This is a genomic window from Companilactobacillus sp. HBUAS59699, from assembly GCF_036913575.1.
In the GTDB taxonomy this organism is placed as follows: domain Bacteria; phylum Bacillota; class Bacilli; order Lactobacillales; family Lactobacillaceae; genus Companilactobacillus.
This window is the reverse complement of record NZ_JAYKTV010000001.1, coordinates 35,694-57,195: the sequence shown is the minus strand read 5'-3', so window position 1 is coordinate 57,195 and position 21,502 is coordinate 35,694. Positions and strand designations below refer to the sequence as shown.

Genomic DNA, 21,502 nt, shown 5'->3' with positions numbered 1-21,502 from the left:
AAAAATACAATTATAATTCTCAATTTTTAGATTGTGAAACTGTTTTCCTCATGATAATCTGTTTTAGCAATCAAAAACAACGGAGGTTAACCCCCGCATGAAAAAACAAAAAATACTCTTGATCATCTCGATCTTATTCATCTCTAATTTATTCACTAGTATCACTCAGGCAGCAATAAACACAGATACCGCTTCAGCTGATATTACCGATATCGAATTAAACGATGATTATTACGAGGCGACGATAAAATATAAATTACCAAATAATGATAAAGAGCTGTTAGTAAGTTCTGAAAACATTAAAGATATAAATTCCGAAGATTTAGAAAAAGAACTTGGCAAAAAAAATATATCTATTAACGAAAAAGAAAAATATATCGAAATCAATCTTAAAGATAATATTAAAAAGGGCCAATTTCAAATTAAGGTTTTGAAAAGCGATTACACAATTCTTTCTGTAAATGATAAGAAAAAGCATAATTTGATTACTAAAGAATTGACAGTTGACACTGATAAGCAAACAGGTCAAGAAAGCACTGACACAAATAATTCAATCGAAACATCAGATAATGATTCCACCAACAATGAAAATGATGAATCTACTGAAGCCAAAGAAAATTCTGAGGAAGAGATCGAAGACCCAGACGAAAAAACAGTTCAGCATGACGAACCAGGTGAAGAGTGGCAACAAACCAAAAATTTTCGACTTAGTCAGGGACCTACTTTAGAACATAACGATGGAAATATCACTGTACCCTTCTTATACTTTGGAGATATCAACTTCGTAAGAATGCACATGACAATTGCCAAGGCTTATGAAAAAAATCCTAAAGGCGACGGTAGAATAGATAGCATTACAGCTCCAAATTTCTGTATGGTAACAGCTCCTAAGGGAACTGATTTACATACCGACGGAAATTTTGTTAATGACCACACGCACATGTACACACATAACTTTGGAGACGGCCAAGCGTCCGATGGTAAATCAGGCTCAGATGGAACCTTTGTTACTACCGACATCCATAATACGGAATTATCCGCCACTGATAAAAAGCATTTTCCATCAATGAGTGGACCAGATATTGCTGGAGCTGATTCTTCAATGTTAACCATTCCTAAGCTATATTTTCGATTAGATCCTAAAACCGGCTTTGAGGAACAAAAACTAGTCTTCTTTCAACAACATGTAAAAAAAGGACGAACTTACAAAATTGAAGTTTCGATCGTTCAACGTTTTGATTTTTACGGTGAAGTTTTTACCGACATAAATTACAAAAATGTTGGTAACAAGGAATTCGATGATTTTATTGGATTTGCTTTTCACGATTTAACTTTGACAAAAGACTTCGCACAGATCAAAGACAAAAAAGGGGTCAATATTGGTGACTATGCTCCTATGCGTTCCCTCGGTAATGGCCGTGGATTTTATATGCAGTCTGACAATGCCGAATCACGCATTAATTTCCATATGAATGGCAACAACAGTCCTTGGGCTTGGGCAACAAGATCCATAACCAAGTCATACGAAGAATTTAAAGGTTATACAAATGCCGGTGGTGGCTTGTCATTTCTATTTGGGTCTATTCTTCAAGCAAAATTCACTGGTAATCCTTGGAAACATAGCGTTAATTATCAATACAGCGATGGTCGTTACAAGCCCGGAAGTGTTCCAGAGCGTCTGTTTAATGCTTTCTACTATGACGAAGATCCTGGAGATAAAGGATTCGACCCTGGTGCAGGTAAGCGATTAGGAAAACTGCATTATAAACATCCCAAAGATAAGCCTGAATATATTTCTGAAAGTACCCCGCTCTGGGATTCTGGAGTTACAATGCACACCGAACATCAAACTTTAGAGGTCGGAGATTCAGTTAAATTAAGTTATTCGCGATCTGTTGATCTAAATAGAAAGAACTTTGCTCCTGTCAACAATATGGATCAACGAGGAACCAATGACGATCCAGATATTGTTGCTCATGGAACTCATAAATATGATTTAACTGGCTCTTGGTATGATTTCGACAGTAACGACGTTGAATTATTTGTTTCATTAGATAACGACAAATTCGAAGCTGCTGAAAAGGTTAATTCATATTCTCAAAAAGACGAAGAAAAAGTAGCCGGTGTCCCACATGAATGGAATGCTTCCATAGATTTAACGGACAAACTGCTTGGAAAACACACTGCTTATGTTTGGTTCAAAGATAAAGAAGGAAATATTTCACTTATTAGTACAAGTACTTTTTACATTCCTGCCGAATCGACCAATGCTCCTCAAATCAGTATCATTACTCCTGAATCTGCCGAAGACAACCCCTACATACCTTCAGAGCCCCACTTTAATATCAGCGGTATTTGGTCTGACAAAGACAGTCGAACAATTAAGAACATTCGATATTCTGTTGATAATGGTACGGACAAAACAATTGCTAGTGATATCAAAAATCCTAGTAAAGGTAAAAATCAAAATTGGAATATCAAAGACTTCAATACAAATGACATTGAGGACATTAAAATTCATAAACTCACTGTAAAAATACTAGATAATGATGGTAATGAAGGTTCTGCTATTCTCTATTTCCGTAAGGCACCCGGTAACGTCGAAATCGTTGCACCTGAGAATATTGATTTTGGTCAGCAACTGATGGTCGGTGAGAAATCACCTCACCTCCACCCTAACTTTGACGAAAAAGTTGAAGTAAACGACTATCGTCAGGAAAATGCCAAGCCATTAGACTTGTTCCTATCTATGTCAGAGTTTGAAAGTATCGATTATGATGATCTAAAGATTTCTCATGCAGTTTATTTAGATGAAAATCTACAATCTGATGAATTATTCATTGGAAAAACTAATGATCCTAATGATGGCCAAAAAATGACTTCGACTGATTTTACTCAAAAAATAAAAGATCGTATCTGTGTCGTCTTCAATTATGATGAACATGTTAAACCCGGAACTTTCCAAGGCCAATGGGTGTGGGAAGCGAGGGATGTTCCTTAAAATTAACTCAAACAAGTTAGGGATTACATGATATTATTTATGTATAGTATCAACTAACTTGGAGGTTATCATGGACAAAAAAACTATCAAAGCATATTGGGACAAGTTCTTAGAGAATAAGAGTCCCCGCGAGGATTATCCTATTGGTGACATAACAATTTTTGGCGGCGATCCCCAAACTCTGGCTGAGTTAGTTGACAAAAATGTCAAAACAGCGACTTCTTCTGCTTATGATTTGTACAGTGATACGGATTACATGCCGACAACTGGTGATTACAACATTATTCTCGATGCTGACGAACAACCAGTTTGTATCACTAAGACACTCGTTACAGAAGTCATCCCTTTTAACTTAGTCAGCGCAGAGCATGCCTATCATGAGGGCGAAGGAGACCGTAGTTTGAAATATTGGCGTGAAGTTCATGAAGATTTCTTCACCAAAGAATATGCCGAAGCCGGCAAAAAATTCACTGAGGATATACCCTGCTTGTGCGAGGTTTTTGTTAAAGTCTATGACGAAATTAACGGAGATATATAACCCGCACCTGCCGATAATTCTGTTATCACTTAAAACTAAATATGTTAAAAAAATTATTGGCGGTGAGCAAACGGTCGAGCATCGTAAGAGATTTTTACACTCTGAGTGTCAGGCAATTGTCTATTCATCTGGAATTGATAAGTCAGTAGGATTGTTCTTAAAACTAGGAGTTCCTGTTAAGGTCAAAGATGGGTACGAAATACCTATTATCTCCCTTACCGAATTTACCAGTACTTCATTGGCAAACCTAAAACAAAGATTTCCAAATTTTAAGACTCCCAGGTCCTATATTTACTTAGATAAACCCGATAAAAAAGAATTGCTGGAATACTTCTTACGACAAGTAACAAAAAATGAGATATGACAATAAAAGTCATATCTCATTTTTTCATCCTGGATAGTTTCCGTAATTATCTATTTTTTGTTCCAAGTCATTCATTCTGACCGTATTCAATTCTCTTACACGTGATGATTTGAAGTATAAGTTATCCCCTACTTGCCATACTTCTTTGCCATCGATCGTAACTCGATTGGCCTTCCAATGCTGAATGGTCTTGTTCTTGCCATTTCCTTTGTCCATATTTACACGTTGACCAGTATAAACTAGCTTGTCATTCTTTAGTTTGTAAACACCGATCGTCTGGCTATCATTCTTCGGTGAGGCAGCAATAACAACTACTGCATTACCACCTTCGTAGGTTGGTAGATCAGGCGTGTAATTAGCGTACTTGGTAACTGGTCGTCCCAACTTCTCCATCTCTTCAGTATCAACTACCGCCACACGATTGGATTGGAAGTACTTATTGTCGGCAATTTGCCACCAGGTCTTGCCTTTCACTTCCACCGGATTAGCACGCCAATACTGAATCTTGTCATCCTTGGCCATATTTACCGTCTTACCTGTCTTTATCATCTTACCTTTTGATTTCTTATAAACAGCATACTTCTGCGAATCCTTCTTAGGAGACGCTGTGATAACGATTGTATCAGAAGCTTCAAAAGTGTATGTCTTGCTTGAAGCTTGAACAACATTAACAGTACCAAATGACGCCATAGTTGCCAAAATAATTCCGAGAATTGCCCGTTTCATAATAATAACCCCTACTCGTTAATTGATTTACTGATAGTGTATCATACAAATTAATGCAAACAAAAAGAGCGAAAAATCCGCTCTTTTTTAGTTTGCCAAATCTATTTTGGCTTGTTCTATTTGTATCTTAACTTGTTTGAAACCTGTACCGCCTAATGAATTACGTCTTTCAACAGCAACTTCCGGTTTCAAAACATTATAAACATCTTCTTCGATCAACGGAGAAATCTGTTTGAATTCTTCCATAGTTATATCTTGAAGATTATGATGTGTCTCAATCCCCTTTAACACTAATTGACCCACGATTCCATGAGCCTCTCTGAATGGTATTCCTTTGGTAGCTAAATAATCAGCCAATTCTGTAGCATTGGAGAAGTCGTTTTCAGTCGCATGGTACATTTTATCGTTGTGGACCTTAATAGTGGCGATCATCCCATTGAACACTCGTAAAGCTGGTAAAAGTGTCTTTACAGTATCAAAAGTCCCCTCTTTATCTTCCTGTAAATCCTTATTATATGCCAGCGGCAATGATTTCATCGTTGATAATAATCCCATCAAATGACCATAGACACGACCCGACTTGCCTCTGATAAGCTCAGCCATATCAGGATTCTTCTTCTGAGGCATAATGGAACTTCCGGTTGTATATTTATCACTTAATTCTAAGTAATCAAATTCATAGCTGACCCACATACTGATCTCTTCACAGAATCTCGATAGATGCATCATCAAAATCGAGGCATTACTCAAAAATTCTAAGACAAAATCTCGATCAGACACGGCATCAAGTGAATTAGTATAAACTTCGTTAAATCCTAATTCCTGAGCTGTATAATTACGGTCAATTGGAAAAGTTGTTCCGGCTAAGGCTGCGGCACCTAAAGGTAAAATATCTGTATGTTTCATGTTAAATTCAAATCGTTCTACGTCACGTTTCAACATGGCATAATAAGCCATCAAGTAATGACCATATGAAATGGGCTGAGCGTGTTGTAGATGGGTGTACCCCGGCATGATCGTCTCCACATTATCTTCTGCTAAGGTTACCAAGGTTTTTTGAATCGTTTTGATTTCAGTAATTATCTTTGGCAGGCGATTCTTAACATAAAGATGAAAATCTGTAGCGACTTGATCATTTCGTGAACGACCCGTATGTAGTTTGCCGGCAACTGGTCCAATCTTCTGTGTGAGAATACTTTCGATATTCATATGAATATCTTCGTTTTCAACTGTAAATTTTAATTTACCATCATGTAATTCTTGCTGTAATTCTTCTAATCCAGCAATTATCTTGTTACTATCAGTTTCAGTCAATATCTTGGTCTTCTTCAGCATCTTAACATGTGCCAATGAACCCTCAATATCCTCATCGGCCATCAATTGATCGAAGCTAATCGAGGCTCCAAATTCATCGACCCAAGTTTCAGCTTGAGCTTGAAAACGTCCACCCCATAATTTCTTAGTACTCACTATTGAACCTCGTTTACTTCTTCATCGGCATTTTTTTGTTCAACTTGTGCAGCTACTTGAGTTGAAAGTCCCCACAATTTGATGAATCCTTTGGCAGCAATTTGATCAAATGAATCTGAAGATGTGTATGTAGCTAAATTGAGGTCATACAATGAGTTAGCTGACTTACGTCCTTGAATCCAAGTGTTACCCTTGAACAGTTTCATCTTAATAACACCGTTAACGGATTTTTGACTTTCATCCAAAAATGCTAATAATGACTTCATTAATGGTGAATACCAGAGACCATTATAAATCAACTCTGAAAGTTCTTTTTCAATAACTGGTTTGAAGTGGGCCAATCCACGTTCCTGAACTAGATCTTCGAGCTCTTTATGAGCCTGAATCAAAACCATAGCTGCAGGTGCTTCATATACTTCACGAGATTTAATACCTACAAGACGATTCTCAATATGATCAATACGTCCGATACCATTCTCACCAGCAACTTTATTCAATTCTTGAATGATGTCGACTAACTTCATTTCAATACCATCAAGTGCCACTGGAATACCATGTTCGAAGGTGATTTCAACACTAGTAGGTGTATCCGGTGTCTCTTCAATTGGAGTTGTCAGTGCAAAAGCATCTTCTGGAGCTTCGTTCCATGGATCTTCAAGTACTCCACATTCATTAGCACGGCCCCAAATGTTGGCGTCGATTGAATATGGTGAGTCTAAATCAATTGGAATCGGAATATTGTGATCCTTAGCATAATCGATCTCTTCTTCACGAGACCAGTGCCAATCACGAACGGGACTCAATACTTCTAGGTCGGGAGCTAGAGCATGAATCGCAACTTCAAAACGAACTTGGTCGTTACCCTTTCCGGTACAGCCATGAGCAACAGCATCTGCACCTTCATTTTTAGCTACTTCTACTAATTTTTTACTAATCAATGGTCGGGAGAGAGCGGAGAGTAGCGGGTAAATACCTTCGTAGAGCGTATGTCCTTGCAACGCAACAAGTGCATATCCATCTGCGAATTCTTCTAGTGCATCAATCGCAATCGCTTTAATAGCTCCTGCGTTAAGTGCCTTTTCTTTGATGAAGTCAAGATCCTTACCTTCACCAACGTTGATACAACAAGCGATAACGTCGTATCCTTTATCCTTTAACCAAGGAATGGCTACCGAAGTATCCAAACCTCCTGAATAAGCTAGTACTACTTTCTTTGATTCTGTCATAATGCGTCTCCTCCGATTAGAAAAAAATTAATTTGATGTACAAAAGATTAACACCATTCTTATTTTGAAACAAGAGTAAATTTGTGAAAATGCTTATTTTTCTTACAACACCAAATGCCAGTGATTATCAAACAACAGATTTTATTAGTTAAAGGAAGGAAAAAACTAATTAGAAATAAATTAATATTTACTCTTGCATTTCCAATTTTTCGTGTTTATAATAAGCACCAATAAATCAAACAAACGTTGAGGAAAAAAGTAGAAATCTCAATTACGCACAGTGAGTCACGTTCAATGAGAAGTGACCGTTACGAGAACCTTCGAAAATCATTTCTGAGTTCGATGTCGATATGTAGATCATCGTGGTTGCCACCAATATCAGGCTAGCGGATTATTTTGTCCGTGATTTGAGTGAGTAGTTTTTTTAAACTACTCAAAAAGGTGGTACCGTTCTTTAATTAGAGCCCTTTTCCCATATGGGAGAAGGGCTCTTTTTGTTTTAGAGAGTGGAAACTAGCGTTTAACTTTAAGGTGGTGAGTATTATGGATTCTGATATTAGTGGCATTACACAGATTAGTCAGATAAATTACATTACGCAAAATTCTAGGGGGACTTTTTATGCAAAACGATTTATTAGAACCAAAGTCAAAAAGGAATAAGTTTTTTCAGCTGTTGGTAGTCAGCTCACTCATCTTCGGGATGTTCTTTGGATCAGGTAATTTAATTTTTCCAGTTCATTTAGGTCAAATGGCCGGTAATAATTGGTTCGCAGCTGCGATTGGATTCGCAGTCTCAGGCTCGTTGTTTCCATTATTAGCAATTCTTGCCGTTGTCGTTACGAAGAGTGATGGACTATACGACTTGGCCAGACCAGTTGGCAGACATTACGCCGCATTGTTCTTAGTACTAGTTCACTTAACCATCGGACCTTTCTTCGGTACTCCTCGTACTGCTGCCACAGCTTATGAAATGGCAGTTAAACCATTCTTGCCTGCACGTTTCGATCGTGTAAGCATGTTAGTTTTCACAGCTTTATTCTTTGGAGTTGCTTACCTATTAACTGTTCATCAAAGTAAACTTCTTAAGTACGTTGGTAAATATTTAAATACTATCTTCTTGGCATTATTAGCTGTAGTTTTCTTAGTAGCATTCGTTAATCCCATGGGCGGCTTGAATCACATGCCTACAACCACATATCAAACAACTGCTACTGTCAGTGGTATGTTGGAAGGTTACAACACCGTTGATGCTGTTGCCTTACTAGCATTGAGTGTTACTTTCGTTCACGCTGTTCGTGGATTAGGATACAAAGACAAAGAATTATCATCCCTAACAGCTAGAGCTGGAACATTGAGTATCGGTCTTGAAGTTATGATCTATCTGGGATTAGTTTTATTAGGTGCCTTTAGTTTGAACAAAATGAAATTGTCAGCTAATGGTGGCGATGCCTTATCATCAATCGTCGGTTACTACTTTGGTAACTTTGGTGCCGCACTGTTAGGACTACTAGTTACACTTGGTGTCTTCACGACTGCAATGGGATTAGTTGCATCATTCGCTCAAGATTTTCATAAACTATTTCCTAAAGTTAGCTATCTAACTTGGCTTCGTGTTACTTGCTTCGTTTCATTTGTTGTCGCTAACGCTGGACTTGATACCATCATCAGTTGGTCTCTACCTGTTCTAATGCTCCTATACCCACTTTCATTAGCTTTGATCTTAGTATCATTAACAGTTCACAACAAACCATACGCCGGTGTAGTTTACAAAATGACTATCGCCTTTACAGTTTTACCTGCTGTCCTTGACATGTTTGCCTCTGCCCCTGCAGCACTACAAACTGGATTTGTAAAATTCGCTGTTAATACATATCATCAATACTTACCATTTGCTAGTCTAGGACTTGGTTGGGTAACACCAACATTGTTAGGATTCGTACTCGGATTAGTATTAGGTAAAATGGGAGTCTTCGTCTCTAACAACGATAACGTTTCTCAAGAGTCAAAATATTAATACAAAAAAAGTGTTTATGAGATTTAATTTCTCATAAACACTTTTTTGTCATTAAAACTATTTAATGTTTCGTTGCAATAAATGGAATCGGGTAAATTTACCCAATTCGGTTACAACTAGCACAATTACCCCAGCAACGATTGGAATTAGCCAACCGTAAGTGAAGTTGATGTTAGTTGTGTGGAAGATGGATTGCATAAACGGAAGATAAATAATTCCCAATTGCAAAGCAATTAAAATTCCAATGATATAAAAGGCCATCTTGTTTTGGAAGAAATATTTGGAAATAACGGGATGGTCATTTCTGAGGTTGAACAGGTAGAAAATTTTACCGAAAATGATGATATTTAATGCCATAGTACTTCCGACAACTTCGGGCATTCCTTTGCCTGTTAAGAAGTCGAAGGCCCAGATGCCAAGTCCTGAAATCAAGAGTGAAACGTAGACGATCTCAAAGGTATCTAATTTGGTTAACAGTCCGGCTTTAACATTCCGCGGTCCTCGAGCCATGATACCTGATTCTGGTGGTTCGAAAATGAAAGCAAATTGGATAGTTAAAGCGGAAACCATGTTGATCCACAATAATTGTGCGGGATAAAGTGGTAAATCTTGACCCAACAAGATACTGATAACAACGATTAAACCTTCCGCAAAACTGGTTGGTAGAAGGAAACGGATGGTTTTACGAATATTATCGAAAACGTGGCGACCTTCACGCACGGCGACAACGATATCAGCGAAGTCATCGTCGGCTAGCACCATATTAGCTGATTCTTTAGCAACTTCGGTACCTTTAATACCCATAGCGACACCAATATCGGCTTGCTTCAAGGCTGGCGCATCGTTGACACCATCACCAGTCATCGAAACAACATGTTCATTAGCTTGTTGAGCACGAACAATTCGTAATTTGTTAGCAGGTGTTGTACGAGCAAAGACGTTGTAATTGTCAATTTTAGCGGTTAATTCATCATCAGACATGGCATCGATTTCTGGGCCAGTAATGGCTCTAATAACGGAATCCAAGTCTAATTTTCTAGCGATTGCTGAAGCCGTGTCGGGATGGTCACCAGTGATCATTTTGACTTTAATGCCAGCCATGCGCAATTCATGAATTGATTTACGGGCTTCTTCACGTGGTGGGTCAATGATGCCGACCATACCAGCCAAAGTTAGTCCGCTAATTTGATCAGCTTGTATTTCAGTAAAGTCATCGTCGACCAGTTTATAGGCCAAAGCGACCACCCTTAAACCGTCGGCAGTCAATTCTTTGATTTTGTTATTCCAGTAGGTGGCATCAGTTGATCTTACCGAAGCGTTAATGATTGTAGTTGGTGAACCTTTGACCATCAAAACGCGTTGGTGATTCAAATTAGCTAAACGAGCTGAAAAACGGAAGGCAGAATCAAATGGTAATGAATCGATTTCATCAACTTCAGGGTCATGACCAGTCATTTTTCGATAAAGAGTTGTTAAGGCCCCGTCAGTTGGTTCACCGTTTAGTTCCCAACGATTATTTTCAAAGTGAAGCTGTGCATCAGTAGTTTGACCAGCTATATCAACTAGCCATTGCATGCTAGAGTCTTTTTGCCAATCAAAGTTTTGACCGTTGAGTTTTAGACTACCTTCGAAATCGACTCCACCGTCGGCATCGTAACCAACACCAGTGACGTCAAAGTCATGAGTTGGGGTGATAACTTTTTGAACCGTCATTTCATTTTTAGTTAAAGTACCGGTTTTATCAGTATTAACGATATCCACCGCTCCCAGTGTTTCAACGGCCGGCAATGATTTCACGATAACATTACGTTTGGTCATTTTACGAGTTCCCATGGCCAAGACAACAGAAGTACTGGCTGGTAAACCTTCAGGCATGGAACCGACGACCATTGTGATAACAGCAACCAAAAGTGTTGGTAAGCTGTAAGTATCAATAAAATAACCAATGATAAATAGTAGTACTGCGGCGATTAAAATAGCAACAGATAGACCAAAACCAAGTGAATTCAAGTTTTTCATCAAAGGAGTGGGCTTTTCTTTGACTGATTCAACGGAATCTTGAATTTGACCAATCTCCGTATCACCAGCAGTAGCAACGACAATTCCTAGACCAGATCCATTCGTAACCGCTGTTGAAGCATAAACCATGTTTTTACGTTCAGCTAACGGCAATTTAGTATCAGAAATAGTATCCTCAATCTTTTCAACGGCATTAGTTTCACCAGTCAAAGTTGATTCTTGAACACTCAAGTTGTCAGCCGAGATCAAACGCAAGTCAGCAGGCACTGCATCACCGGCTTCCAAGTTGACTAAGTCACCAACAACTAGTTCACGGGCATCAACTTCCAGTTTTTCACCATCACGAAAGACGAAATTCTTGGAAACTAACATTTCTCGAATTTTTTCCAAGGCATTACCAGCTTGTTGCTCTTGAATATAACCGATAATGGCGTTAGCAATAATAACTAAACCAATAACAATAGAATCAGAATAACGGTGCATCAAGAAAGTCATAATAGCGGCAGCTGCTAAAATATAGATGATACTGTTGTTGAATTGTTTAACGAACTGGATAAATTTAGACTGCTTTTTAACTTCCAATTCGTTGCGACCATTGCGGTCTAAACGACGTTTGACTTCAGCACTAGTTAAACCGTCTTCGGTGTTAGTTTTAAACTTTTTGCCAACTTCTTTTTCATCGAGTTGCCAAAGTTGGGTTGAGTTTCTCGGGGGTTCTTTGGAATTATCTTTGGAGCTTGTTTCTGTGTCTTCTAGTAACATTTAATTTGTTTACTCCTATTAGTTGTATTTATCTGTTAAATTACGAAAAATCTTTTTAAAAAGGACCAAGGTGCCCACTTCCTTTCGAGTATTTGGATAATTATATTTGTGTATAACAATGATATGGGGCTGTGTACAGATTGTCAAAGGAAAAATTTAATTGGTTTGGGGTGTTGTTAAGAATACCGCCTCTGGGGTATTGGTTATATCATTTTTAGTTTGACGGGATTTTTGTCTATTTATATTAATTAAGCATTATTGAGGTTCTATATTTTCTGGTATTGATGAATAGATCAATACCAGTTTTTTTATATTCTTTTTTGGCTAAAACAAAAGAACATCACTGTTCTCGTGTTAGGATTTAAGCGTCTAAGCCAAAATCTAAAGGAGAGAACAACAATGTCCCAAATTATTTTTTGTTAGTCTTCAAATGTTTGGAAGCTGACTAATTGATCGGTCGAAATTTGTTGATACAATTCATTACCTAATTCCCGACTATACTTATTAGTAGCAACTTGCGATTGAACGAAGTTGTGCTCATGTTGAAATACCTGTACTAGTAATTCGTTTTGAGAGTCTTGTGAATCACGAGTTCCAGATAATCGGCGATGACGTTGATCAAAGGCTCGACGTACAATTCCTGTTTCAACTTCATTCTTATCTGTCATTTGTGATGAGAGAAATTCAACAACATCTTTGTATGGTTTACCTTCTATTTCACGAATACGTCTCCACACTTTACGATTTTCATTTATTGATTCTTCTCGACTCCTACTATGATTCTTTTTAACAGTTTGTCTAACCATCTTACGTCGTGCACGGGCTTTTTTACTCATCGATAATCTTGCAACAAAGACAAATTTGAACATCAAGATTATTTGTTTTCGGAAGCCATTCGAATTTTGAACAACTGTCTGACGCATGAATTTAGAATAGAGACCGTATTCTTGATCATTTATTTCACCATCTTGCAACATTTTTTCAACAGTCGCATGTTCGATATCAAAAGCCTTATTAAATATTTCTGACAAGGTTGCTTTATTGGGTCTGCCTTCAGCTGCACGCTGTCCTTCAATGATCTGAATAACTGCCCCACATTCTGGAGAATCACTATATTGAGATTGCACCATCTGAACAGCATTGCGCACCATTTCTGATTTTGCCTGCGCTAATTCAGTCCCATTCACTGCAGAAACCTTCTTCGGGAGCATAAATGGCAAAACTAATGTCGGCACGATCAAACTTATTAAAATCACCACTGCCGCGATAAAAATTATGTCATTACGATAAGTGAACGCGTGATCACCCAGTGTTAACGGCAAGGAGAATGCCATCGCCAAAGTAATAGTTCCATGAACGCCGCTCAGTGCCATAACTATGCTATTCATTAACTTATCATGGAAACTCCAAGCTCGTATTCTTGCCAAGTCCAACTGTGTCCAGAAAAATCTTAGTGCCGTCATAACAACGTATAACAACACAGCCAAACCAATCAGAATAGCAACTGAACCAGTATCACGTTGATGAAGATTCTTGATGACACCAGGTAACGACAATCCGAGCAGAACAAAGACTATCCCATTCAAAATACTAGCAACGATCGACCAAGTAGTACTCATAACTATTTGTAATCGAGAAGTAGTTAAACGTAATCGATTCTGTTGCAAACCATGGATCAACCCGGTTGCTACAACCGCTAGAATTCCCGAAACACCAACAGCTTCAGCAATTAGATAAACTATAAATGGTGTCATAAGTGTATATGGTACAACAACTGAAGGTGTATCGACACGCATATTGATCAATAAGATTCTCAAAGCAACAATAGCATATCCCAAAACCAATCCCACTAGAATTCCACCTAAGAAGACATATAGAAAACTCTCTATACCACTAGTTATTGAGAACTTGCCAGTAACCAGTGCTGCGATGGCTAAGTTAAAAGCCACGATACCGGAAGCGTCATTGAACAAAGACTCGTTTTCTAAAGTACTCATAGCTTCCCTAGGGACTAGTACTTTACTAGTGATCGAAGATACCGCTACGGCATCGGTCGGAGTAATGATTGCTCCCAAAGCCAACGCCAGTGCCAATGAAAATTCTGGAATCAAAGCATGCGTTATAGTTCCAACGATCAGCACTGTAATTATTGCCAAGACCACCGACAACGACAAAGTCGTTCCCATTTGGTGCATTAATTTTTTAATATTAGTATTCTGACCATCATTAAACATTAACACTGCGATTATAGCTAGTAAAAATAATTCTGGTTCTAATTCAAAATGCTTATATAACGGTACAAATGATAAAACTAATCCTGCAGCAATTTGTAAAAATGCGACTGGGACTAGATTGAAACGGGCATAAATTGCATTAGCAACAACAACCGCCGCTACCAACAATAAAATTAAAAAGACAGTTTCCAATTAAATTGCCCTCCCTGATAGTTTTTTGACTGTTTAATTCTAACGCTATCATTCGTAGGTTGAAACAAAAAAAGGTATTTTTGTTGGCGTTTTGTTAACGTTTTGTTGCCGCTGGCGATGGTCCACAATTCCATCTGCCGTGGACCGGCTTAAGTCTTCGTCTTAAGCCTCGCTGGGAAGCCTGTAGTCTTCCCAGTCGTCCAGTGTTCTAAGCGATGAATCGCTAAGAACACTTTTACGGCGGATTCCATTGTTGACCATCGCCAGCTGGGTTTGCGTTATCACGTTACTAACTCGCTACTAATTTGATATTAGACTGAAATAACAGTAGGAATTGGTTCTTTATTCCACAAAATAAAAAGAGTACTCTATGACAACCTTGCCGTAACGTACCCTTTTGTTGTTATGTCTACTTGATAAATTGGCTGGAGGTCAGTCTTGTAGTACAGTAATAAACAATTACCAGATTTTTATCTAATCAGACAAAAAATGTGAATCACAGTTAATTTAGTGATACGAATTTTTATATACAAATATATTTAGCTGGAGGTCAGCAGTAATGGAATCAGTAGCGAAAGTGGTGTTAATGTGGGTGGTCTTCCCACATTTACAGCACGGACGTCTTGACTGATTTGCGGTTTATGCAAAGCAGATTTGAGACCGCTTTTTGGCTCAAATCGGTCCCGCTACAGATGGAATTACTGCTGACCGGAAGCGGACGTAGAAACAAAAACCTTTATCTACTTCTTACCATTATCAACCGATTCAGAAATTTTTTTCAAATACATGATCATCTCATCTTCCTTAGAAGCCTCTTCCTCTTCTTCTGCATCTTCATCAGATTTTCTCGCATTAATAATCGTATTCATTGCTTTAACTAAGAAGAAAACCACCAATGCAATTATCAAAAAATTAATAATGGATTCAATGAATGCACCATATTTAAATGTTGCATCCCCAACTTGAAACTTCAAATTAGTCAAGTCTATCTTACCTAAAAACAAACCGATCAATGGATTAACCAAGTTACTTACTAATGATTGGACAATAGCAGTAAAAGCAGCACCCATAATGACACCAACTGCCAAGTCCATTACATTTCCACGACTTATAAAATCTTTAAATTCTTTAATCATAATTTATGACTATCCCTTCTATAAATATTGTTATATTTAATTATCCTATTTTTCGTATGGTTTAGACAATGAATAACTCCCTCTCAAAGCGAATTGTAAAACTTTTTTAAAGAATTATAAACAAAAAGAGCGGTTTGACCGCCCTAGTAACCTGCATCATAAATATAATCATTACCATCATCATAAACATCGATAAAATCTTCATACTCATCATAAACTTCATCGTCGAAACAAGTCATCAAAACTTCCATGTGATAATCGGAATTTTTCTCTAACCAATCACCCACCGCAATCAATGCCACTTGGCAAGCATCTTCCAATGGATAACCATAAACTCCAGTAGAAATTGCTGCAAAGGCGATTGTATGAAGATCGTGCTCTCTAGCGACAGTCAGAGAATTTTGATAGCAATTCGTCAGCATAACTTTGTCCTCAAGTTTACCGGAGTAAATCGGCCCAACCGTATGAATCACAAATTTAGCTGGTAAATTATAGCCCTTGGTTATTTTTGCTTGTCCGGTCTCACAACCATGCAGCGTTCGACATTCTTCTAATAACTTAGGACCAGCAACACGATGGATTGCCCCATCAACTCCACCACCACCTAAGAGTGACTTATTCGCCGCGTTGACGATTGCATCGCATTTTACCTTAGTAATATCACAAACTTCAATATCAATCGTACTCTTCTTGTGTTCATCATTTGTCATGTCATATTCTCCAGTTGCTACATTAGTTGTACTCTTAACTTTGCTCAAAATATATTTCAACTTTTTTCTTGGTAAGTCATTTCTATTATATATGCGGACATTTATCACTTCACCTATTCGGGAGTCATCATCTGCTTGGCTTGGAACCACAACTGAATCCCCGATATTGATGTTCTCATTATTAGTAAGATACGGTTCTTGACCATTATCAATCCTAACCTTACAAACAATTACATGATTATTTGGTGTCAAAATACCATCTCCCATATAATTAATATATCACTGATTTAATATGATAAACTAGCAGTATAATAACTACTTCAAATAATGAATGGTGGCTACAAACATGAAAAAATTCTTTATCCATTTTCTGATCTATTCAGTTATTTTCATAATCGTCTGCTTGATCTACATGGTCATTGATCCCACTTCTCTGATTCAAGAGACTTTCATGATCCACATCCCAAGAATTATTATTTATACTATTTGGACGGTCATGATATTAATGTATTTGTATTTATTTTTCAAAACCGCTCCAGAGCGTGATAGAACAACTCAAACTCCCAAGGTTAAGGCATCGGTTAAAAAATACTCAGAGATAGACCAACTACGCCAAGAAAATCAAGAACTAAAGGCTCAATTGCGTGAAGCAAACAAGAACAAACAATCTTAATAATCTGCATCGATCAGATAAACGTTATCACCTTCGTACATATCAACGAATTCTGAGTATGCATCGTAAGATGAATCGTCACTGCATGCAATAGTAATATCTATATCATATTGATCATTCGATTCTAGCCAATCACCGATCGTCTGCAATGCATATGTTGCTATATCATCCAAATTATCATCCATTTGTTCGGAAAATCTATCTGGAATAGCAAGGCTGTGAATATTTTTTTCTTTAGCAAAATTCAATATCCGATAATACGGTACTGTATCTGTCCCATTCTTAGGATACCTAAGAATATACTTGTATGAACAATCAGATTGTTTGAGCAGAACCAAATCTTCTGCATTGTCGTCATCAACAATTACATTACCGCCAAATTGTTGAAGCTTGATCGAACTTATCGAGATGGAACTGGCATAATCGGTACTTGGCTGATTATATTCAACTTCGTCATCATCATAGTAATCGTAACTTTTGTATACTTTAGCAATAACATGCTTCATCTTACTTATTGGATAGGAAGAAGTACTATTCGTGTACTTGCCAACACTATCTACAGTGACTTCCTTACGTTCGTTGTTGTTACCAACAGGTACCAATACCCGATCACCTTTTTTCAGATTCTCATCTGGAGCTAAGTATGAATACGCATTACTGTAATCGCTAAATTTTACCTTACAAATAAAATATTCCTCTTCCGGAGGTTCCAGTTGGAAAATATCCTGATTGAGCCTACCCACATTAAATTGTTTCTTGATTGGTTCAACAAATTCTTTCCAATTTTTCGGTAATTGATCATTATTCTTATAAAAGAAAAACTGTTTTTTATCGTTAGCATAAATTACTTTTAGTTGTAAAAAAGCATCTGGAAGTACTTTGCTGCGATCATCAAACTTAGATATCTGGTCGTTCAATTCGTATAACAAATCATCTAAGCTCGTCTTATTGTTATATTTATGAACTTGACTCTGCTTTGAACTATCGAGGTGATATTCAATTGAATTATTTTTACCATCGATAATTAATTTCTCAATTATATCCGATGGAACATAATTGTCAGAAATATTTCTAAAAATAGACAGCGGCTCAAAAGAATCATGATGAGCAATCTCTAACTTAACAATTTTTGATTGAGACGATTTCTTTTTTTCTGCTCCATTAAAACACTCAAGGTCATAAATGTTTTTAGCTTCAAAATAATTGTTCAACACTTCGCCACGATCAGTTGAAGAAGAACTTAAATTATCAATCAGCTTATGAGATTCAATGAAATTAATCGTATCTGGAAATTCAGCCTTTAACTCACTATTATTATTCTCAAAAAAAGTTAATATCTCACCATTTTCACCCGAATTAATAGCGTCACTCATCAAATTAAATAACTTATCCATTTTCTTATCGAATATCATCATTGGCCTCCGTTCGAACGTCTGTTTGCTTAAAATATAACATATTTTGCACTAAAAAAGAGTAGAAATATCGAAAATATTCCTACTCTTAACTAATTATGCCGCTGGCAAGATTCGAACTTGTACATGGATAACCATACAGCGACCTGAACACTGCGCGTCTGCCAATTCCGCCACAGCGGCACGGTACCATATCTCACTGATATGGCTTACAATATTAAATGATACTACAAATGGAGGTTCTTGTAATGGAAAAAATCAATAAATCTATATTATCTGAGGTAATTAAAGCCCGCAACCCTGAATCATACAAGGGAAACTACGGCCGTATATTGATAATTGCAGGTTCTCTTCCCTTCGGTGGTGCTGCTATTCTATCTACTTCAGCCGCTGTACATACAGGTGCTGGATTAGTAACGGTCCTAACCATTCCAGAAAAATTCACAGCCATGAATACTGTCGTTCCAGAGGCTATGACTATAGACTACAACGACAAACAAGAAATGGCTGCTGCTATTATAAAGAACAATGTAATTGTTGTCGGACCAGGATTAGGAACATCAACTAATACCGCTGAAATAATTAGTTCCGTCATTAAGAACTGTGATGGAGATACAACAGTTATCATGGATGCATCAGCTTTGACTGTTGCCGCTGAAAAGAACATCGATCTAACAAAAATCAGTAATTTGATTTTAACCCCTCATCAAGGTGAGTGGGCAAGATTATCGGGATTAGCTATTCCTGAACAAACTCCAGAAAACAATGAAATTGCTCTCAAAAAACTTGCACCGAATGCCATCTTGATACTCAAAAAACATCATTCAGAAATCTATGACTTTGGTAAAGTTCTTCAAATAGACGATGGTAATCCCGGTATGGCAACTGGTGGTATGGGTGATACATTAACAGGAATTCTGGCTGGTTTCGTTGGACAATTCGGCTTCTCACTGAAGACAATCTCCGCCGGATTGTACTTACACAGCTATATTGCTGACAAGATCAATCAAACTGATTATGTAGTTCTACCTTCTAAGTTAATTAGTAAAATACCAAAGTACATGTTGAAATTTTCAAAGCAATTACAATAACTGATCCTAAAAAAAATACCGACAAATCGTCGGTATTTTTTATTTAATTTTAACTAAACGTCTAATGCGTTCTACTTTTGATCCTAAAATCTTATCGGCCAGTTGTGTCTTCAAAACTAAGTAGCCATAAATAGCTCCACCTAATCCAGCCTCCACAACTAAAATAATCACACTTAGAATACGATCAGAATTACCAACAAAGTGGAATACTAACCAATTAACAAAGATTACGACCGCAAACATTACTAACGAGAACATAATGATCCCACTAATACGTCGCGAAATGCGATTAGTATCAAACGGATAAATATCATGTAATTTCTTAGTCATTAACCAACAAACCACACCCATACCAATACTTGTTGCAACTAGTGGACCAAATTCATGGAACAGACCAATCATTGGAATTTGAACTAGAACTTTGACAATGAATCCATAAACAAAATATTTAATCGCTAATCTATTACGATACAGTGCCTGTAAGATTGCTGACAAAACAGTGAATAATCCCAATAAGATCGAGATAACTGAACTGAATTGTAACATCAATATACCTAACTCGTCATAACGATAGAACGTTGTCCATAACGGTTGTGAGACAGCATACATCCCTAACGATGCCGGAATCATAATAAAGAAGAACAATTCCAAAGTATTAGAAATTTGATTCTCAATATCCTTCTTAACACCTTTAGAATACAATCCGGACAAAATTGGAATCGCCGTTACAGCCATAGCGGTTGACAATGAAACGATGATCATAATCAGCTTATTAGCCTGGAAACCAAATAAAGAATAGTAGTTATCCAGCTGATCTCCCGTTGCCTTAACAAACATCCTCATAAACTGATTAAAGGTCGACTGATCGAATAAATTAAAGAACGTGATACCAGCATCCAAAATAATAAATGGTACAGCTTGTTCAAAAATCTCTCTAGTAAAATTCTTATTCAATTCTTCCGGTGCTTTACCGTTACGAGATAAAGATCGTAACTTAGGCATCTTCTTTGCAAATGAAATTAGCAATATACCAATTGCAAATGCCGCTCCAATAAAGGCCGCAAACGTTGACTGAACAACGGCGCTAATATAGCTACCATTGTTTAACTTCATAATCACGTAAGTTGCGCCAAGCATATAAATAACTCGGGCAATCTGTTCAATAAACTGTGATATAGCCGACGGAGCCATATCAGAATAGCCTTGCATGTATCCACGCATGATACTCAAGATTGGAATTATCAAAACTGCAATAGCAAGTGACTTGATAACCGGAATACTACGAGGATCGCCATCCGCAAATAAGGTTGCCATCAATGGTGCACCAAAGTACATCAAGGCTGCGAAGCCGATTCCCATCATCGTCATTATCTTCAAACCATGCTTAAATAGTTTATTACCAGTGGAATACTCATCCAAAGCATTGTAGTGGGAAATCTGCTTCGAAATTGCTCCTGGAATACCCGCTGTTGAAATAATAATAAATAAACTGTAAATATTATATCCTTTAGCATACAACGCATTGGCTTGCGGATATGCGGCACCCATCCATGCCATCCAGGGAATAATATAAATTGCACCTAATATACGTGAAAAAATACTTCCGGCAGTCATCCACGCTGAACCCTTCAACATTGTATCTTGTGTTGAAGTTTCAGGATTCAAAACTGGGGTTACTTCTCCATCGTTATGGTTATTGTTCAAGTCCTGCACCACCTTAAAAACTATCTCTTCAATTATAGCAAAGTTGTGAACTCAGAAACCTTAAAATACTCTTAATTTCAATTAATTGCAATTAAATTCTAAAAAAGAGGCTGTGATTTGTCCATCACAGCCTCTTAAATTTTAAAATTTGTCTTTTAAAACGAATTATTCTAGGTAATGCTCAGTAGTTACCGTTTTGTTTCACTCTCTATTTAAAACGAGTTTCCCAA

The 21,502-nt window shown here is 37.4% G+C and carries 14 protein-coding genes and 1 tRNA gene; 5 read left to right on the top strand and 10 right to left on the bottom strand.

Annotation, left to right across the window (positions count from 1 at the left end; translation table 11 throughout):
- Nucleotides 1–97 precede the first annotated feature (97 nt).
- Both U8519_RS00250 and U8519_RS00245 read left to right on the top strand, forming a co-directional pair.
- Complete coding sequence (locus U8519_RS00250; RefSeq protein ID WP_334328331.1) at nt 98–3,001, top strand: hypothetical protein; 2,904 nt, start codon at nt 98–100, stop codon at nt 2,999–3,001.
- A gap of 70 nt (nt 3,002–3,071) precedes the next feature.
- Nucleotides 3,072–3,539 carry an ASCH domain-containing protein gene (locus U8519_RS00245; RefSeq protein ID WP_334328330.1) on the top strand — a complete coding sequence of 156 codons (468 nt, stop codon included), beginning with the start codon at nt 3,072–3,074 and terminating at the stop codon, nt 3,537–3,539.
- Nucleotides 3,540–3,927: 388 nt separating this feature from the next.
- Here U8519_RS00245 and U8519_RS00240 read toward each other — a convergent pair whose 3' ends face one another.
- The 3 genes from U8519_RS00240 to U8519_RS00230 form a co-directional block, all read right to left on the bottom strand.
- A complete protein-coding gene (locus tag U8519_RS00240) occupies nt 3,928–4,629 on the bottom strand; it encodes a hypothetical protein (protein WP_334328329.1) in 702 nt (233 codons plus the stop codon).
- 87 nt (nt 4,630–4,716) lie between these two features.
- A complete protein-coding gene (gene argH / locus U8519_RS00235) occupies nt 4,717–6,099 on the bottom strand; it encodes an argininosuccinate lyase (RefSeq protein WP_334328328.1) in 1,383 nt (460 codons plus the stop codon).
- The gene (locus U8519_RS00230; protein WP_442892103.1) at nt 6,099–7,325 is read right to left on the bottom strand and encodes an argininosuccinate synthase; all 1,227 of its coding nucleotides are present in this window, start codon (nt 7,323–7,325) and stop codon (nt 6,099–6,101) included. The genes argH and U8519_RS00230 overlap by 1 nt, the downstream gene beginning before the upstream one ends.
- Before the next feature lie 619 nt (nt 7,326–7,944).
- Here U8519_RS00230 and brnQ point away from each other — a divergent pair.
- Nucleotides 7,945–9,339, top strand: a complete 1,395-nt coding sequence (gene brnQ, locus U8519_RS00225) for a branched-chain amino acid transport system II carrier protein (protein WP_334328327.1) — start codon at nt 7,945–7,947, stop codon at nt 9,337–9,339.
- 57 nt (nt 9,340–9,396) lie between these two features.
- On the opposite strand, the gene U8519_RS00220 is transcribed toward brnQ, so the two are convergent.
- From U8519_RS00220 to U8519_RS00205, 4 genes are all read right to left on the bottom strand, one after another.
- Nucleotides 9,397–12,120: an HAD-IC family P-type ATPase gene (locus U8519_RS00220; RefSeq protein ID WP_334328326.1), complete on the bottom strand. Its 2,724-nt coding sequence runs from the start codon at nt 12,118–12,120 to the stop codon at nt 9,397–9,399.
- A gap of 419 nt (nt 12,121–12,539) precedes the next feature.
- Nucleotides 12,540–14,546, bottom strand: a complete 2,007-nt coding sequence (locus tag U8519_RS00215; protein WP_334328325.1) for a cation:proton antiporter — start codon at nt 14,544–14,546, stop codon at nt 12,540–12,542.
- A 740-nt stretch (nt 14,547–15,286) separates the two neighbouring features.
- Nucleotides 15,287–15,682, bottom strand: coding sequence for a large-conductance mechanosensitive channel protein MscL (gene mscL / locus U8519_RS00210; protein WP_334328324.1), 396 nt, complete (start codon nt 15,680–15,682; stop codon nt 15,287–15,289).
- Nucleotides 15,683–15,825: 143 nt separating this feature from the next.
- A complete protein-coding gene (locus U8519_RS00205; RefSeq protein WP_334328952.1) occupies nt 15,826–16,392 on the bottom strand; it encodes an O-acetyl-ADP-ribose deacetylase in 567 nt (188 codons plus the stop codon).
- 346 nt (nt 16,393–16,738) lie between these two features.
- Between U8519_RS00205 and U8519_RS00200 the strand changes: the two genes are divergently transcribed.
- Nucleotides 16,739–17,065 (top strand): hypothetical protein, encoded by a 327-nt coding sequence (locus tag U8519_RS00200; RefSeq protein WP_334328323.1) that lies wholly within the window; start codon nt 16,739–16,741, stop codon nt 17,063–17,065.
- Here the strand turns inward: U8519_RS00200 and U8519_RS00195 are convergent.
- Nucleotides 17,062–18,480, bottom strand: coding sequence for a hypothetical protein (locus U8519_RS00195; protein WP_334328322.1), 1,419 nt, complete (start codon nt 18,478–18,480; stop codon nt 17,062–17,064). The two genes, U8519_RS00200 and U8519_RS00195, sit on opposite strands and share 4 nt — an antisense overlap.
- Before the next feature lie 96 nt (nt 18,481–18,576).
- Nucleotides 18,577–18,660, bottom strand: a tRNA-Leu gene (locus tag U8519_RS00190).
- Nucleotides 18,661–18,725: 65 nt separating this feature from the next.
- Between U8519_RS00190 and U8519_RS00185 the strand changes: the two genes are divergently transcribed.
- Entirely contained in the window at nt 18,726–19,568 is an 843-nt protein-coding gene (locus U8519_RS00185; RefSeq protein WP_334328321.1) for an NAD(P)H-hydrate dehydratase, read from the top strand.
- Nucleotides 19,569–19,607: 39 nt separating this feature from the next.
- On the opposite strand, the gene U8519_RS00180 is transcribed toward U8519_RS00185, so the two are convergent.
- The gene (locus U8519_RS00180; protein ID WP_334328951.1) at nt 19,608–21,203 is read right to left on the bottom strand and encodes a putative polysaccharide biosynthesis protein; all 1,596 of its coding nucleotides are present in this window, start codon (nt 21,201–21,203) and stop codon (nt 19,608–19,610) included.
- Between the last annotated feature and the right edge of the window lie 299 nt (nt 21,204–21,502).

What these genes read in the sequence shown, in the direction of transcription:
- U8519_RS00205 (WP_334328952.1), bottom strand. Translation starts at nt 16,392, where the DNA reads ATGACAAATGATGAACACAAGAAGAGTACGATTGATATTGAAGTTTGT.
- mscL (WP_334328324.1), bottom strand. Translation starts at nt 15,682, where the DNA reads ATGATTAAAGAATTTAAAGATTTTATAAGTCGTGGAAATGTAATGGAC.
- U8519_RS00250 (WP_334328331.1), top strand. Translation starts at nt 98, where the DNA reads ATGAAAAAACAAAAAATACTCTTGATCATCTCGATCTTATTCATCTCT.
- U8519_RS00195 (WP_334328322.1), bottom strand. Translation starts at nt 18,480, where the DNA reads ATGATGATATTCGATAAGAAAATGGATAAGTTATTTAATTTGATGAGT.
- U8519_RS00185 (WP_334328321.1), top strand. Translation starts at nt 18,726, where the DNA reads ATGGAAAAAATCAATAAATCTATATTATCTGAGGTAATTAAAGCCCGC.
- U8519_RS00200 (WP_334328323.1), top strand. Translation starts at nt 16,739, where the DNA reads ATGAAAAAATTCTTTATCCATTTTCTGATCTATTCAGTTATTTTCATA.
- brnQ (WP_334328327.1), top strand. Translation starts at nt 7,945, where the DNA reads ATGCAAAACGATTTATTAGAACCAAAGTCAAAAAGGAATAAGTTTTTT.
- U8519_RS00180 (WP_334328951.1), bottom strand. Translation starts at nt 21,203, where the DNA reads ATGTTGAAGGGTTCAGCGTGGATGACTGCCGGAAGTATTTTTTCACGT.
- U8519_RS00245 (WP_334328330.1), top strand. Translation starts at nt 3,072, where the DNA reads ATGGACAAAAAAACTATCAAAGCATATTGGGACAAGTTCTTAGAGAAT.
- U8519_RS00240 (WP_334328329.1), bottom strand. Translation starts at nt 4,629, where the DNA reads ATGAAACGGGCAATTCTCGGAATTATTTTGGCAACTATGGCGTCATTT.
- U8519_RS00220 (WP_334328326.1), bottom strand. Translation starts at nt 12,120, where the DNA reads ATGTTACTAGAAGACACAGAAACAAGCTCCAAAGATAATTCCAAAGAA.
- U8519_RS00230 (WP_442892103.1), bottom strand. Translation starts at nt 7,325, where the DNA reads ATGACAGAATCAAAGAAAGTAGTACTAGCTTATTCAGGAGGTTTGGAT.